The 14,090-nt window shown below is 48.9% G+C and carries 13 protein-coding genes; 9 read left to right on the top strand and 4 right to left on the bottom strand.

Annotated features, from left to right (window positions below; all coding sequences use genetic code 11):
• Positions 1–27: 27 nt before the first annotated feature.
• Complete coding sequence (locus tag C5610_RS13395) at positions 28–714, top strand: type 1 glutamine amidotransferase domain-containing protein (RefSeq protein WP_105307612.1); 687 nt, start codon at positions 28–30, stop codon at positions 712–714.
• Between the two features lie 24 nt (positions 715–738).
• Here the strand turns inward: C5610_RS13395 and C5610_RS13390 are convergent, their stop codons facing one another.
• Positions 739–2,775 (bottom strand): TonB-dependent receptor family protein, encoded by a 2,037-nt coding sequence (locus C5610_RS13390; RefSeq protein ID WP_262339900.1) that lies wholly within the window; start codon positions 2,773–2,775, stop codon positions 739–741.
• Positions 2,776–2,778: 3 nt separating this feature from the next.
• A complete protein-coding gene (locus tag C5610_RS13385) occupies positions 2,779–3,915 on the bottom strand; it encodes a PQQ-dependent sugar dehydrogenase (protein WP_105307611.1) in 1,137 nt (378 codons plus the stop codon).
• Positions 3,916–4,056: 141 nt separating this feature from the next.
• On the opposite strand from C5610_RS13385, the gene C5610_RS13380 reads away from it, so the two are divergent.
• Complete coding sequence (locus C5610_RS13380) at positions 4,057–4,482, top strand: hypothetical protein (RefSeq protein ID WP_105307610.1); 426 nt, start codon at positions 4,057–4,059, stop codon at positions 4,480–4,482.
• The gene (locus C5610_RS13375; protein ID WP_105307609.1) at positions 4,482–5,993 is read left to right on the top strand and encodes an FMN-binding glutamate synthase family protein; all 1,512 of its coding nucleotides are present in this window, start codon (positions 4,482–4,484) and stop codon (positions 5,991–5,993) included. The genes C5610_RS13380 and C5610_RS13375 overlap by 1 nt, the downstream gene beginning before the upstream one ends.
• Before the next feature lie 6 nt (positions 5,994–5,999).
• Here the strand turns inward: C5610_RS13375 and C5610_RS13370 are convergent, their stop codons facing one another.
• Positions 6,000–6,914: a hydrogen peroxide-inducible genes activator gene (locus C5610_RS13370; protein ID WP_105307608.1), complete on the bottom strand. Its 915-nt coding sequence runs from the start codon at positions 6,912–6,914 to the stop codon at positions 6,000–6,002.
• Between the two features lie 140 nt (positions 6,915–7,054).
• Between C5610_RS13370 and C5610_RS13365 the strand changes: the two genes are divergently transcribed.
• From C5610_RS13365 to C5610_RS13340, 6 genes are all read left to right on the top strand, one after another.
• On the top strand, positions 7,055–7,600 hold the full coding sequence (locus C5610_RS13365) for a peroxiredoxin (protein WP_105307607.1): 546 nt from the start codon (positions 7,055–7,057) through the stop codon (positions 7,598–7,600).
• A 71-nt stretch (positions 7,601–7,671) separates the two neighbouring features.
• Entirely contained in the window at positions 7,672–8,199 is a 528-nt protein-coding gene (locus C5610_RS13360) for a carboxymuconolactone decarboxylase family protein (protein WP_105307606.1), read from the top strand.
• A 146-nt stretch (positions 8,200–8,345) separates the two neighbouring features.
• A complete protein-coding gene (locus C5610_RS13355; RefSeq protein WP_105307605.1) occupies positions 8,346–9,578 on the top strand; it encodes a Zn-dependent hydrolase in 1,233 nt (410 codons plus the stop codon).
• 66 nt (positions 9,579–9,644) lie between these two features.
• Positions 9,645–11,075 carry a cytochrome c oxidase accessory protein CcoG gene (gene ccoG / locus C5610_RS13350; protein ID WP_105307604.1) on the top strand — a complete coding sequence of 477 codons (1,431 nt, stop codon included), beginning with the start codon at positions 9,645–9,647 and terminating at the stop codon, positions 11,073–11,075.
• Positions 11,076–11,079: 4 nt separating this feature from the next.
• Complete coding sequence (locus C5610_RS13345; RefSeq protein ID WP_105307603.1) at positions 11,080–12,063, top strand: serine/threonine protein kinase; 984 nt, start codon at positions 11,080–11,082, stop codon at positions 12,061–12,063.
• A gap of 25 nt (positions 12,064–12,088) precedes the next feature.
• Positions 12,089–12,706: a thiol:disulfide interchange protein DsbA/DsbL gene (locus C5610_RS13340; protein WP_105307602.1), complete on the top strand. Its 618-nt coding sequence runs from the start codon at positions 12,089–12,091 to the stop codon at positions 12,704–12,706.
• A gap of 178 nt (positions 12,707–12,884) precedes the next feature.
• Here the strand turns inward: C5610_RS13340 and C5610_RS13335 are convergent, their stop codons facing one another.
• Positions 12,885–14,087 carry a mechanosensitive ion channel family protein gene (locus C5610_RS13335; RefSeq protein WP_105307601.1) on the bottom strand — a complete coding sequence of 401 codons (1,203 nt, stop codon included), beginning with the start codon at positions 14,085–14,087 and terminating at the stop codon, positions 12,885–12,887.
• Between the last annotated feature and the right edge of the window lie 3 nt (positions 14,088–14,090).

The raw sequence follows: 14,090 nt of genomic DNA, 5'->3' as shown, positions 1-14,090 counted from the left end.
GATAACACGTGAGTTAAGGAGAGTGTAGTGAAGATTTTAATGGTACTAACCTCACACGATGAGCTTGGTGATACCGGCAACAAAACGGGCTTTTGGGTTGAAGAGTTTGCAGCCCCTTATTATGTCTTTACCGACGCTGGCGCGGAAGTCACCATTGCGTCGCCAAAAGGTGGGCAGCCTCCGATTGATCCAAACAGCGCTGCTGAAGATGCGCAGACTGAGGCAACGCGTCGTTTCGATAACGATGAGAGCGCGCAGCAAAAACTTGCAACCAGTTGTAAGTTGGATGAAATCAATGTTGACGATTTTGATGCCATTTTTTATCCCGGTGGACATGGACCGCTTTGGGATCTGACCAATGATGAGCATTCGATTCACTTAATTGAACAGTTTTGGAGCAAAGGCAAGCCGGTTGCAGCCGTTTGTCATGCGCCAGCGGTGTTGCTCAACGCGAAAACGCCGGCCGGAGACCCGATCGTTCAGGGTCGAACGGTGACAGGTTTTAGTAACTCTGAAGAAGAGGCGGTTGGGTTAACCTCGGTGGTGCCGTTCCTGTTAGAGGATGCGCTCGGTGAGAAAGGCGGGCATTATCGCAAAGTCGATGATTGGCAAGCTTATGCGGTGCAGGACGGTATGTTAATCACCGGTCAAAACCCGGCTTCGTCAGAGCAAACCGCGGAACGCCTTCTGGACGTACTAAGAGCGATGGTTTAACCCATCGCTCTCAATCGTTAGCTGTTAAAAGCGTCGGCTCCACTCTAGGCCGACGCTGAGCTGACGGCCGATACCAGGCTCAAAAGAGCGGCCACTGCCTTGATTGACGACCACCGAACCGACGTAGGCCTTATCGGTAATATTATCCAACAATAACCAACCCTCGAGTTGATGCTCTCCCCACTGCCAGGACTTTCTGACGGCGGCATCAAATAAGGTATAACTTGGCGCCTTGACTTGATTATTGTCCGAGCTGTAGGCCGAATCCCGATAACGAGCTGACACTTGCACTTGCCATTGCTGTGGCAGTGCATAATTGATTCTGCCGTACCATTGATTTTTCGCGACACCAGGTAATTGATTACCCGTTAACTCGCCGGCTTCGAACGTTGCAGACAGATGAGTGTATGATACCCATGCGTCAAGTCTGTCATTGATCAGTGACCCCTGCAGTGAAAGTTCGAGACCTTCGCGAGCGGTTTTGGCAGCGTTACGATAAGTTGTACGGCCATCATTGGACTGATCCACAAGAATTTCGTTGTCACTGCGGATATCAAAGACAGACAGGCCTAAGCGCCAGTTTTCGGCGATATACGCTTTTAGTCCGGCTTCCAATTGTTTGTTGGTGGAGGGCATTAGCTCTGTGTTAAGACCACTGCCCTGGTTGCGATAAGCCAACTCAGTCAGGGTTGGTGTTTCGAAGCCTTCACCATAACTCAGGTAGCTGCTGATGGTTTCGGACAGTTGCCATGTGACTGCTGCGGCAGCGGATAGCTCATCAAAGGTTTTGCCGCCGCTGTCATCGGGGTTTGCCGGGCTAATGTAGTAGTCCATAACCCGATAATCGAGCTCGTTATAGCGAATGCCTGCATTTACCTGCCAATTGTCGGCAAGCTGCCAGTCAGAGCGTAAATAAAAGCTTTGACTGTCTATGTGGTTGAACTCATCGCGCCGCAGTTCGCCACGGCTGCCATTATCATTAACCAAACCAAAACGATGATCTTGCTGGCTTTCATGCATCCAACCGCCGCTGATATCAAGTTGTTCGCTGAGTTGCCATTGAGCGAAGGCATGCAGTCCCTCAAATTGTCGCGACAAATCGATAACCGCGCCAGAGCTGGTTAAATCAGCACCAGAAAACGGTAAAAACTGGACAATATCGCGATCGCCCTGCCAGGCCGAGAGACGATAATTTTGGTGATCGGTTTCATAGCGCCAGCTTAAAGAGCCTTGCCGATGATGGATACGTTTCCGGGTATCAAAATCGATAGCGCGTTGTACCGTTTGCGTAGGGTCAGCGCGCCAGTCAGCCGGGGTTAACGCGCTAGGGTCCTGCAACAGCGGTGCATAATTATTGTCATAGCGCAGCACCAACTGCTGGTTATCGCTCAGTGTCATGTACCAGCGCAAGGCCTGCTGTTGGCGTTCTGCGCGGTTATGTGGCCGCGGACCATCGGTTGTGAAGTCGGTTGCCATCAGTTTTAACTGATGTTGCTCGCCGGCGTATTGAAGATCGGCACCGTAACGTTGCAGGTTGTCTGCTGATTGTTGTGTACTCAACGCTATCTGGCTACTCATCGGCGCTTGGCTTTGCCATTCGACAACACCGCCACCGGCGTTACCGTAGAGTACGGCTAATGGCCCTCTTAGCACTTCAATGCTGGCAATATCATCCAGCATAATGCTTGAGGTTTGTGCCTGACCGTCGGGCATCGATAACGGAATGCCATCAATATTCAGTTGTAGGCCACGTACGCCGAAAGCCGCGCGGGCTCCGAACCCCCGTATTACCAGCCGAGTATCCTGTGCATAGTTATAGCGACTGTCGGCTTGAATGCCGGGAATGCCCTCGAGCATATCGCCAGCATCGATGTTGAGCGACGGTAGCTGTTGAGTGGTGTCTACCCGAGTCACACTGGCTGGGCTGGTCAGCCAGGACTGTTGGCTTTGCGTCGCCGTAACGACAACATGTTCATCAATTTTCTCGGGGGCTGTTTGTTGTGCGTAACAAAATGGGGCTGCCATAAATGGCAACCCCAGTAACGTTCGATACTTCATCATAACTCAGTCTGCTGCGGGTGAAAGTTTGATTAAACGACCATTGTCTTCGTCGCTGAGGATGTACAACATGCCGTCAGGTCCCTGTTCGATATCCCGAATGCGAAAATCAATATCGCCGTCGAACAGACGTTCTTCATGAATCATGCGACCCTCTTCAAGATCCAACCGGGCAATCATTTGTCCGCGCAGAGCGGTAACTAACAGATCCCCCTGCCAATGCTTAAACTGATCGCCGGTGTAGAAGATTGAACCAGCAGTCGCAATCGATGGCAGCCAATAATAATAAGGTTGCTCCATACCCTCTTTGTGCGTACCAATACCAATTTCACCGCCGCCGTAATCTTCGCCGTAAGTGATGGTTGGCCAGCCATAGTTCTTACCGGCTTTCGGAATGTTAACTTCGTCACCGCCCTGTGGACCATGTTCAATCGTCCATAGTTCGCCGGTGTCCGGATGGATAGCGGCACCCTGGACGTTACGATGACCATAAGACCAGATTTCGTCCAGCGCGTCGTCATCGCCAACGAAGGGGTTATCTTCAGGAACACTGCCATCGGGCCAGATGCGGACAATTTTACCGTGATGATTATCCAGTGTTTGCGCATCTTCCATACGAGAGTAACGGTCACCTAACGTAATAAACAGGTGCCCCTCAGGTGAAAACACTAAACGTGAGCCAAAATGGGCGCCGCTTTCATACTTAGGTGCCTGTCGGAAAATGACTTCGCCGTCGACCCACTGATCGCCATCAAGTTTACCGCGCATAACGGCGGTACTGTTACCCTCACCACCGCTTTGATTCGGCTCTGAGTAACTGATGTAAATCCAGCCGTTGTTGCTGAAATCCGGATCGATATTGACGTCCAGTAGCCCGCCCTGACTGCGCGCAACCACCTCTGGAGTGCCTTTAATTTTAGTACGCTCAGAGCCGTCGGCGGAAATATGATTAAGGATGCCGTCTCGTTCCGTCACCAACATACTGCCGTCAGGTAAAAATGTCATACCCCAGGGGTGCGATAAGTTTTCTGTTAAGGTGGTCATCTCGACCGTATGTCGTTCGGTTGTGTATTCATCAGCAGCGACGGTTGCGCTAAGTCCTAATGAAACGGCAACAACCAGAGCCAATTTACTGGTTTGCATAGTATTTCCTCTTGCTGTTCGTTTACTGTGTCAAAGCAGTATACGGTAAAAATACGTATTTTGATGAGTGCCGACTTGATCTGTTTGGGGTTATCACCGTTAATAAGAGTCAGTCACTTAATAAAGAGAGAGCGTAACATCATGAAAATAAAAGGTATTGTAAAAGCGCTAGTGGGTGTTGGTCTAATTTCACATTTATCGGCCTGTGGGACGCTACTGTACCCGGAACGTAAAGGTCAGACCGATGGCCGTATTGATCCCGGCGTGGCGGCGATGAACGGCGTAGGGTTGCTATTGTTTGTGATCCCGGGCTTAGTCGCTTTTGCGGTGGATTTCCATAACGGTACGATTTATTTGCCCAACTCGGGCGCCGTTGATGGCGAAGACGATGGCGTTTATGCTCTGCGTAACGAGGGACCTCTTACCTATCAGCAAGCGCAAAAAATGATCGAGCAACATACCGGCAAAACAATCGATATGCGCACGGCAGAGCAAAAAACATTGAGAGCAATGAACGCCAAAGCCATTGCTGAACAATTGAAACAAGCGCAACAGACGGCGAATTAATGACATCGACATGGTTTAACAGTAATTCATTGCTCATTTTCGGGCAGTGGATGGCAGCGGCTTTTGTGCTGTTACTGATCGTTCTGCTGATCAGTATTGGTGTGATGTACGTGGTTGATAAAATACAGGTACGACATACCATTCGCCGCAATTATCCTGTGGTCGGACGGTTTCGGTATATTTTTGAACGCATGGGTGAGTTTATGCGGCAGTATTTCTTCGCGATGGATCGTGAAGAAATGCCCTTTAACCGGGCGCAACGAAGCTGGGTATATCGAGCCGCAAAAAATGCCGACCGTAACGTTGCTTTTGGTTCTACCCGTGACTTAACCCGCACCGGAACGATCATTTTCAGTAACGCCCCCTACCCGCCGCTCGCTGAACAGGCGGTAAAACCGGAACCGGTTGAAATCGGTCCCTATTGTTCGACGCCCTATTATCCACGGTCCTATTTCCACATTTCCGGAATGAGTTACGGCGCGTTGTCACCGGTTGCGGTCAAAGCTTTGTCTAACGGAGCTGCCAAGGCCGGGTGCTGGTTGAATACCGGTGAAGGTGGACTGTCTCCGTATCATCTTTCCGGACACTGCGACATTGTTTTCCAAATGGGCACGGCTAAATTTGGTGTCCGCACCAAAGACGGTAAGCTGGATGAGTCGCGCCTGGCTGAACTGGGTCGCCACGACAATGTGAAGATGTTTGAAATTAAACTCAGCCAGGGGGCAAAGCCCGGCAAAGGCGGTATCTTGCCCGGTATAAAAGTTAATGCGGAAATTGCCCAAATCCGCGGCATTGAAGTTGGAAAAGACGCCATCAGTCCCAACCGTCACCTTGAAATCAGTAACAACGAAGAATTACTCGATTTTATCGATAAAGTTCGGTGTATCACCGGTAAGCCGACAGGTTTTAAGTTTGTGATGGGCGATCCCAGCTGGATTGACGAACTGGTTGATTCGATCCTGGCGCGAGGCGAAGCGTCGGCGCCCGACTTTATTACGCTCGACAGTGCCGACGGCGGAACCGGTGCAGCTCCGCAACCGTTGATGGATTATGTTGGTTTGAAACTGTCAGAAAGCTTACCCATTTTAATTGATAAATTAACCGAAGCAGGCCTTAAAGAACGAGTAAAAGTGATTTGTTCCGGTAAGATGATTTCGCCGGCTGACGTGGCCTGGGCGATTGCGATGGGGGCTGATTTTGTGGTGTCGGCGCGCGGCTTTATGTTCTCGTTAGGGTGTATTCAGGCGATGCAGTGCAACAAAAACACCTGTCCAACCGGTGTCACAACCGATAATCCAAGGTTACAAAAAGGCCTCGATCCAACCGACAAAGCGGAACGGGTCGCGAATTACCATAAATACCTGGAATACGGCGTTAACATCATCGCTCACTCTTGTGGTGTGACTGACCCTCGGCAGTTAACCCGTCGTCATGCCAGGGTGATCAAGCCAGACGGTGAAAGCATCAGTCTGGCTGATCGTTATCCATTGCCGCCTGCCCGCCGACGTTAAGGTTGCTTAAGACAAGGTGTTAATTGGTAACAAGGTTGCAATCTCTTCCGCAATTTTGCGGAATGTCTGGCGGCGGCTGGTGGTCGCCCGATAGACCAGACCGATATCCCGGGACGCCTCTTGCCCACTGGGTTTCAACGGAATCAAATCGGTATTGTCTAAAATACCGTGGTCTATGGCCATCTGTGACATGAAGGTAGCGCCGCCGCGAGCGTCTGCCATCTGCACGAGGCTGTGCAAACTGGTTGCGGTAAATGGGTTCACCTTTACCGTGTCGGTTAACTGACACGCGGACACCGCATGACCGGTCAGGCAATGCTCTTTTTCGAGCAGGAAAATACTGCCGTCCGGTAGCATGTCGTAATCAACCGGTTCCCCCAGTTTGTCCGCGATTGATTTGTGAGCAACCAACTTAAATGGGTCGCGGCCGAGTGTCCATTTTTGGTTGCCCTGGATATCCATCGGTAATGCCAACAGCAGAATGTCTAAATCGCCATCGCGCAAGGCATTGAGCAAATTGTTGGTGGTATCTTCGGCCAGTTGAAGTGACAATTTCGGATAGTTCTGTTGCACACGCTTGCTGAGTGCACCTACCACAAACGGGGCAATGGTAGGAATGATCCCAAGCCGAACCGGACCTTCCAGGATATTGCCATGGCCTTTGGCGTAATGAACCAGCTCTTCGGTTGAGGTGATGATGTTGCGCGCCTGTTCAACGATTTCTTCACCGATGGCCGTGAATAAAAACGACTTGTGGTCACGTTCAATCAATTGGCAGCCCAATTGCTCTTCGAGGTTCTGAATGCCGCTGCTTAAGGTTGACTGGCTGACATTACAAGCGGCCGCTGCGCGGTTAAAGTTTTGTTGCTGGTGCAACGCCAGTAAATAACTGAGGTTTTTTAAGCTTGGTAACTTTCCCATGATGGCACTCCGAAATTTTAATCCGATTTACCGATTATCATAATAGGTTTTATTCGTTTTATCCAATAAGACGTTCTGCGTAACATACTCATCGAAACGTTACAGCACATTTTTTAAAACACTTGTTAGGAGAGAAATCTATGTTAACAGTCGGTGATAAATTACCAGAATTCAGCGTTGTTGCAGCTAAGCCTGGTTTCAATATGCCAGAAGAGAACGGCGAAAGCGCGTTTGAAACGATTAACAACGAGAGCTTTGCCGGAAAATGGAAAATCATTTTCTTCTATCCAAAAGATTTCACCTTCGTGTGCCCTACTGAAATTGTAGAGTTCGCCAAGTTGAACGAAGAGTTTGCGGATCGCGACGCGGTGGTCCTTGGCGGTAGCACAGACAACGAATTCGTGAAGCTGGCATGGCGCCGTGAGCACCCGGATCTTGATCGCTTGAACCAATACTCGTTTGCAGACAACGGATCATTGGTCGACGGCCTGGGTGTCCGCGACAAAGAAGAAAACGTAGCGCTGCGTGCTACCTTCGTTGTCGATCCTCACAACGTCATTCAGCACGTATCGGTAAACAACTTGAATGTTGGTCGTAACCCAGCAGAAATTCTGCGCATTCTTGACGGTTTACAGACAGATGAACTGTGTCCGTGCAACCGCGCTGTTGGTGGCGACACTCTGTAATAGGGATTAATCATAGTGACACCCGGGCTGGTTCTCTCCGGGTGTCTGTTGAAACGATTTAGGAGTAGTTCATGGCAATTGCAGATTACAAGCAGCTATTAGGTGACCACGGTAAAGACACCAAACTGAATCTATCAAGCTTGTTTAACAACGTTGATACATCCGGTTTAACGACGGATCAATTTTACGGAACGGCACTTTCGTTGGCTTACAGCATTGCCGATGAAGAACTTATCGCGGCCATCGAGGCAGAAGCCGAAGGTAAAATTGAAGATAACGTCAAAAGCGCGGCTAAGTTAGCGGCGACCCTGATGGCAATGAACAATGTTTATTATCGCTTTTTGCACTTATCCAGCGACAAGCAATTTACCAAACTTCCGGCGGGCCTGCGCATGAACGCAATGGCTAATCCGGGTGTTGAGAAAGCCGATTTTGAGTTGTATTCACTGGCCGTGTCAGCGTTAAACGGCTGTGGCCTATGTATTGATTCGCACGTAAAAACACTGTTGCAACACGAGGTGTCGGCTCAGGCGATTCAATCCAGTATTAAGTTGGCGGCGGTACTTAACGCAGCTGTGACTGCGCGCAAACTGTCGTAATCCCTCAGGAGCGCCACGCTCCATCCCCTGTCTAGAGCAGTAGCCATACTGTTCGCAACGCTTTAGCCCGCCTTGTGCGGGCTTTTTTTCTTTCTATTTCAGCATCATGTCCTACAGTTACTAATAAGCTGAGCAAAGGAGGAAAGATGTTGAATATCAATATCGAGCGCTTAAAGCGTTCTATTCGTGAACTCTCCCAAATTGGCTATAACGAGGAAGACCATGGCGTTTACCGTTGGGGCTTTACCGCGGCGGATATGGAGGCCAGACACTGGCTTTTGGATACCGTCAAAGCTGAGGGCTATCAAGCGCACATGGATGGTGCCGGGAACGTCTTTTTTGGCATCGGCGATTATCATAAAAAGCCGGCGGTATTGACGGGCTCACATTTGGATACCGTACCGGCCGGGGGGATTTTTGATGGCGCGCTTGGGGTACTGTCCGGGTTGGAGGTACTGCGCACGTTAACCGACCATGACGTGCAGTTGGAGCATCCGGTATGGGTTGTTGCAACGGCCGAGGAAGAAGGTCGCTTTGGCGGTATGATGGGATCACAGGCAATAGCCGGTGCTTTAAATATGGACTGGCTGATGTCCGCTCACGACGCTGATAATGTCTATTTAAAAGATGCGCTGGCTGAACATGGCTTGGATGTGATGAATGTGCTTGATGCCGCCTGGCCGCCCGAGCGTTTAAAAGCTTTCTATGAATTGCACATCGAACAAGGACCGGTGTTGTTTAATGAGGACATTTGCATTGGTGCGGTGGAGGGAATATCCGGTGTCTTCAAGTGGATCGTTCACTTAAAAGGTAAGGCCGATCATGCTGGCACGGCACCCATGAACATGCGCAGTGACGCGTTTATGGGGTTGGCAGACTTCGCGCACGAGATTGACCGTATCATTGCCGAAGACGGTACCGATAAAACTCGCATTACCGTGGGTAAAGTTGACTTAAAGCCCGGCAGTCCGCACACGGTTCCAGGAGAAGCTGTGTTTACCATTGTGGGGCGAGATATGAGCAACGAGATCATGGAAGAGCTAGCCGATTCGTGTCGCAAAGCGCTCTCTGCAATCGCGCGAAAACACCGACTGATGTTTGAATACGAACAGGTCAGTTGGTTGAAACCGCAGGCTTGTTCCGACAAGTTGACGCAGATCATAGAAAAGAAAGCGAAGTCACGTAAGCTATCTTGTGTGAAAATGCCTAGTGGTGCAGGTCATGATACGCAGTTTCTGGCGCAGATCACGGACGCTGGGCTTATTTTTATTCCGTCAGTGAATGGCGTAAGTCATGCACCTGACGAATGGTCTCACTGGCACGATGTCGAAGCTGGCACCAATGTGTTGTTAGATTGCATCATCGAGTCAGCGAGTTAATTGATGCATGTCAACGGTATGTTAGATATACTGGGCGATACATGACCGATATCAAGTGGTAGCGCAATGGAACAGAAAATCAAAGTTCAGGCAGCGGATAAGGTCAAAATCCAGCGTCCGAAAAGCTCTCAGAATAACAACGACTACTCTCCCAGAAGCCGAATTTATGTACGTGATGTCAAAGGTGGCATGGAGTATTTTCGGCGTATTTTCGGCTTCATCCTATTAGCGGTTTTTGCGGCGCTACCCTGGATTACTTATCAGGGTGAACAGGCGATCTTGCTTGATATCATGGAGCAGCGTTTCCGAATTTTTGGTCTCACCTTATGGCCTCAGGACTTCACCATAGTTGCTTTGTTTGCCATTGTTGCGGCTGTAGCCTTGTTTTTTGTCACCACCATCTGGGGTCGGGTTTGGTGCGGTTTTATGTGTCCGCAGACCACCTGGACCGCGATTTTCATGTGGTTCGAGAAAAAATTTGAAGGCCCGCGTAACAAGCGAATTAAATTAGATCAACGCAAAATGGATTTTGATAAGTTGTGGCGCAAGACCGGTAAACAGTTAAGCTGGATTGCTGTGGCGTTGTTAACGTCAATGATATTTGTCGGTTATTTTACCGATGTTCGTGCCCTATTCGTTAACTTTTTTACCCTGGAAGCCGGGTTTTGGGCGACGTTCAGTGTGTTGTTCTTTACGTTTTGTACATACGGCAATGCCGCCTATATGCGGGAAATCATGTGCACCCATATGTGTCCGTATGCACGTTTTCAGTCAGCCATGTTTGACAAGGATACCTACACAGTCAGTTATGACGTCAATCGTGGTGAGCCAAGAGGACCTCGCTCGCGCAAAGTGGATCCAAAAGAAAAAGGCCTTGGTGACTGCATCGATTGCTATATGTGCGTTCAGGTCTGCCCGACCGGCATCGACATACGCAACGGCCTGCAATACGAATGCATTGATTGCGGTGCCTGTATAGATGCCTGTAACGACGTCATGGATAAAATGAATTATCCTCGAGGGCTGATTCGTTTCACCACTGAGCGTAACCTCGCCGCTAAACAGAAATCCGAAAAAACCAACCCCTGGCGTATGAAGAGCATTGGTTACTTCATTATGATGCTTGCGGTAACCGCGGTTCTGGTCATCGACGTTGCCACTCGTATTCCGTTAGAGGTTGATATTCTGCGTGACCGAAATGCGCTGTATCGTGAAAACATTCAAGGTGAAATAGAAAACGTCTATACACTGAAAATCGTCAATAAGTCGCAGCAAGACCATACCTATGAAATTTCTCTCAATGGGTTTGAGCAATATCGGCTGATCGGCGATACGCGTAAGACGGTTGAAGCCGGTGAGGTAGGAAGTCTGCCGATCACCGTGGCCGTTCCCCCGAGTCTGCTAAAAGAGCAAATTTCTGATTTCGATTTTGTGGTACAGTCCGTAAATGATCCCGACGTGGTGTTAACACACGAAACACGTTTTATTTACGAGTAGGTATATGCTGCAAAATGATTTCGCGTTTCAGGGGCTTGGTCCTGATACGCTGATACGAGCGCTGGAGACCCTGGAGGTTTATCCAAGTAGTGGCCTGCTGGCGCTCAACAGTTATGAAAACCGTGTTTACCAGTTCAGTACCGATAACCATCAACGTTACGTCGTTAAGTTCTACCGCCCCGGACGTTGGTCGTTAGAACAGGTTCTTGAGGAACACCAATTTACTCAGGAACTGGCGGATGAAGAGATCCCGGTTGTTGCCCCTTTGCGTATCCATGGCAAGACGCTGCATGAGTATGAAGGCTATCACTTTTGTTTGTTCCCCAGCATTGGCGGCAGAGCTTTTGAGCCAGATAACCTTGATCAGCTCGAACGGCTTGGCCGGCAAATTGGGCGTCTGCATGCGGTAGCGCGGGCTGGAACATTTCACTCCCGTGAAACCATTAATTATCAGCAGTTTGTTTGTGAGTCAGTTGCTGAGTTGCAACAAAGCGAGCTGATTCCGGACAGCATAAAAACGGCATTTTTTGCCATTTTAGAGCCGCTGGCAAAGCGCCTGGAAAGCACACCTCTGAACGATTTTAGTACACAGCGGCTGCATGGCGACTGTCATATTGGTAATATTTTGCAACGTGACGATCAACTGACGTTTGTCGATTTTGATGATTGTCGCACCGGACCCGCTATCCAAGACTTGTGGATGATGTTGAATGGTCCGCGTGAGGAACAAACGGTACAACTTGATGCTCTAATCGAAGGCTATGAGGAATTTTGCTCGTTTGATAAATCAGAACTGCTGTTAATTGAACCTTTACGTGGATTCAGAATCATTCAATATATGGCATGGTTATCGAAACGCTGGCAAGATAGTGCCTTTCAGCGGGCGTTTCCTTGGTTTGCAGAAGACCGCTATTGGGAAAATCAGGTATTGGCATTAAAAGAACAATTTGCCGCGTTGGATGAGGCGCCGCTGCGGCTCGGGTTTTAGATAATAACGTAATTAAGGTGTAACTATGAGCAAATGGTTTTTAGGGTTGTTGAGTGCGGCTTTATTGGTAATAGGCAGTGCTCAGGCGCAACAATTTGAAGAAGGTGTTCACTACGAAACAATCGCTGATGAAGCGACCAGTAAGCCTGAAATTGTTGAATTTTTCTCGTTCTACTGCGTACATTGTTTCCGTTTCGAGCCAATCGCTAAGGCATTAAAAGAAGCGCATCCGGAAGCCTTTGAGAAAGCTCATGTGTCGTTTATCAGCCCGCGTGGTGATGTTGGCGAAACGATGACCAAAGCTTTTGCAGCAGCGCAAAAGCTCGATATCGAAGAGAAAATCAGTGATGCGATTTTTGATTACAACTTTAACAAAAACAGTATGCTGACCAGTAAGCAGGATATTCGTAATGTGTTTGTGGTTAACGGCGTAGCCGGTGATGAATTTGATAAAGCGTTAGCAAGTTTCGCCGTACGTGCTGCTGCCAGTAAAATGGATCGCCGAGCGAGCAATCTGGGCGTTAATGCAACACCAACCTTTATTGTGAATGGTAAGTATAAGATGTTGCCGCAAGGATTTCGTGACAGCGAGGACTTCGCTGCGGACTTCACCAAGTTGGCAAGCTACCTTATCGAAAAATAATTTACCAAACTTAACCCTCAGATATCTGGGGGTTTTTTATGTTCCGAATATGACAATGTTCATATTGTAGTGTGAAAAATAAATTTGCTTCATTAAAGAAGCTTTGGTAACGTAGGTTTTGCACGGAATGAAAGCGGTACATGGAAGTACTACCCTGCATTAACGTCTTCACAAAAAATTATTTGCCTGCGTCAGGCAACGCTTTATTCAAATACTGATAGTGTTTTAATCCGAACTCCGGCAGCACGGAATACAGGTGCTCGACAATCGCGGATTGAATGGCTTCGTATTGCGTCCACTGAGTTTCTTCACAGAACGCATAAATCTCTAGTGGCAATCCTGCAGGGGTTGGTTGTAGTAAGCGCGCCATATGGGTCATGTCCTGGCGAACCTTAGGATGGTTAGCAAGATAATGTTCGGCGTACAACCGAAACGCCGTCAGGTTGCTGACCGGGCAGCTCAGCTCGTTTTGCTCCAGCCAAGACTTAAGGTCTTGCGAAAAATACGTATCGACTAATGCTGTTAGTTTTTCATCGTTAAGTTGGCTCGTGCTGTCCAAATCAATCATGATCGATCGCATCATGCGGCGGCCACCCGCGTTGATCATGCCTTGCCAATTTTTAAAGGACTGATGGATAAGCACATAGGTCGGCAAGTACACTGTGGTTTTGTCCCAATTTTCGACCTTTAACGTGATAAGGCCGACCTCCTTGATCACGCCATCGACATTTGAATCCGGTACTTGAATCCAGTCATCAATCGCGACCATGCGATTAGTGGCGAGCTGCACACCGGCGACAAAGCCCATTAAAGTGTCTCTAAAGACCACCATTAAAATTGCGGTCATGGCACCAAAACCACTGAGCAGATACATCGGTGACTTATTCATGATGATGGCAACAGTGATGAGTATGGCCATTAGCACAAGGATCAGCTTAATAACCTGAATCACCCCGGTTATTGGCACCTCTTTGGCTTTACTGGAATATTCGTAGGCTATGTGCACCACGTTAGCCAGGGCCGTTAGAATGCTGGTGATTATCCAGGTTAAATAAATGCTGACAGCGGTTTGCAGAGGGTCTTGCCAGGTTTCAAAACGCTCAACGAAGATGACCGGAATGAAGGCGTTAATGACCAGTACCGGAGCCAGGTTTGCGCAGCGTTTGAAGAAACCACTGTTGACCAACGCATTGTACCAGCGCTCGGGGGCTTTATTTAATAATCGATGGATGGCCAGATCAATAAAGAAGCGTGAAACCGCATATGCGACATAGCTGGCCAAGACAATAAGCACGATATTGATAGCGATCGCCAGGTGTTCAATAACGCCTTGTTCAAAGCCCGTTTTGTTTAGCCATGCAGTGACGAACTCTAAATCCATAGT

This window comes from Idiomarina sp. OT37-5b (assembly GCF_002968395.1).
Classification (GTDB): Bacteria; Pseudomonadota; Gammaproteobacteria; order Enterobacterales; family Alteromonadaceae; genus Idiomarina; species Idiomarina aquatica.
The sequence above is the reverse complement of the archived record's forward strand: the minus strand, read 5'-3'. Positions and strand labels throughout refer to the sequence as shown.

Excerpts from the sequence above, each read along its gene's own strand:
- C5610_RS13390 (WP_262339900.1), bottom strand. The coding sequence starts at position 2,775 with ATGATGAAGTATCGAACGTTACTGGGGTTGCCATTTATGGCAGCCCCA.
- C5610_RS13385 (WP_105307611.1), bottom strand. The coding sequence starts at position 3,915 with ATGCAAACCAGTAAATTGGCTCTGGTTGTTGCCGTTTCATTAGGACTT.
- C5610_RS13380 (WP_105307610.1), top strand. The coding sequence starts at position 4,057 with ATGAAAATAAAAGGTATTGTAAAAGCGCTAGTGGGTGTTGGTCTAATT.
- C5610_RS13375 (WP_105307609.1), top strand. The coding sequence starts at position 4,482 with ATGACATCGACATGGTTTAACAGTAATTCATTGCTCATTTTCGGGCAG.
- C5610_RS13370 (WP_105307608.1), bottom strand. The coding sequence starts at position 6,914 with ATGGGAAAGTTACCAAGCTTAAAAAACCTCAGTTATTTACTGGCGTTG.
- C5610_RS13365 (WP_105307607.1), top strand. The coding sequence starts at position 7,055 with ATGTTAACAGTCGGTGATAAATTACCAGAATTCAGCGTTGTTGCAGCT.
- C5610_RS13360 (WP_105307606.1), top strand. The coding sequence starts at position 7,672 with ATGGCAATTGCAGATTACAAGCAGCTATTAGGTGACCACGGTAAAGAC.
- C5610_RS13355 (WP_105307605.1), top strand. The coding sequence starts at position 8,346 with ATGTTGAATATCAATATCGAGCGCTTAAAGCGTTCTATTCGTGAACTC.
- ccoG (WP_105307604.1), top strand. The coding sequence starts at position 9,645 with ATGGAACAGAAAATCAAAGTTCAGGCAGCGGATAAGGTCAAAATCCAG.
- C5610_RS13345 (WP_105307603.1), top strand. The coding sequence starts at position 11,080 with ATGCTGCAAAATGATTTCGCGTTTCAGGGGCTTGGTCCTGATACGCTG.
- C5610_RS13340 (WP_105307602.1), top strand. The coding sequence starts at position 12,089 with ATGAGCAAATGGTTTTTAGGGTTGTTGAGTGCGGCTTTATTGGTAATA.
- C5610_RS13335 (WP_105307601.1), bottom strand. The coding sequence starts at position 14,087 with ATGGATTTAGAGTTCGTCACTGCATGGCTAAACAAAACGGGCTTTGAA.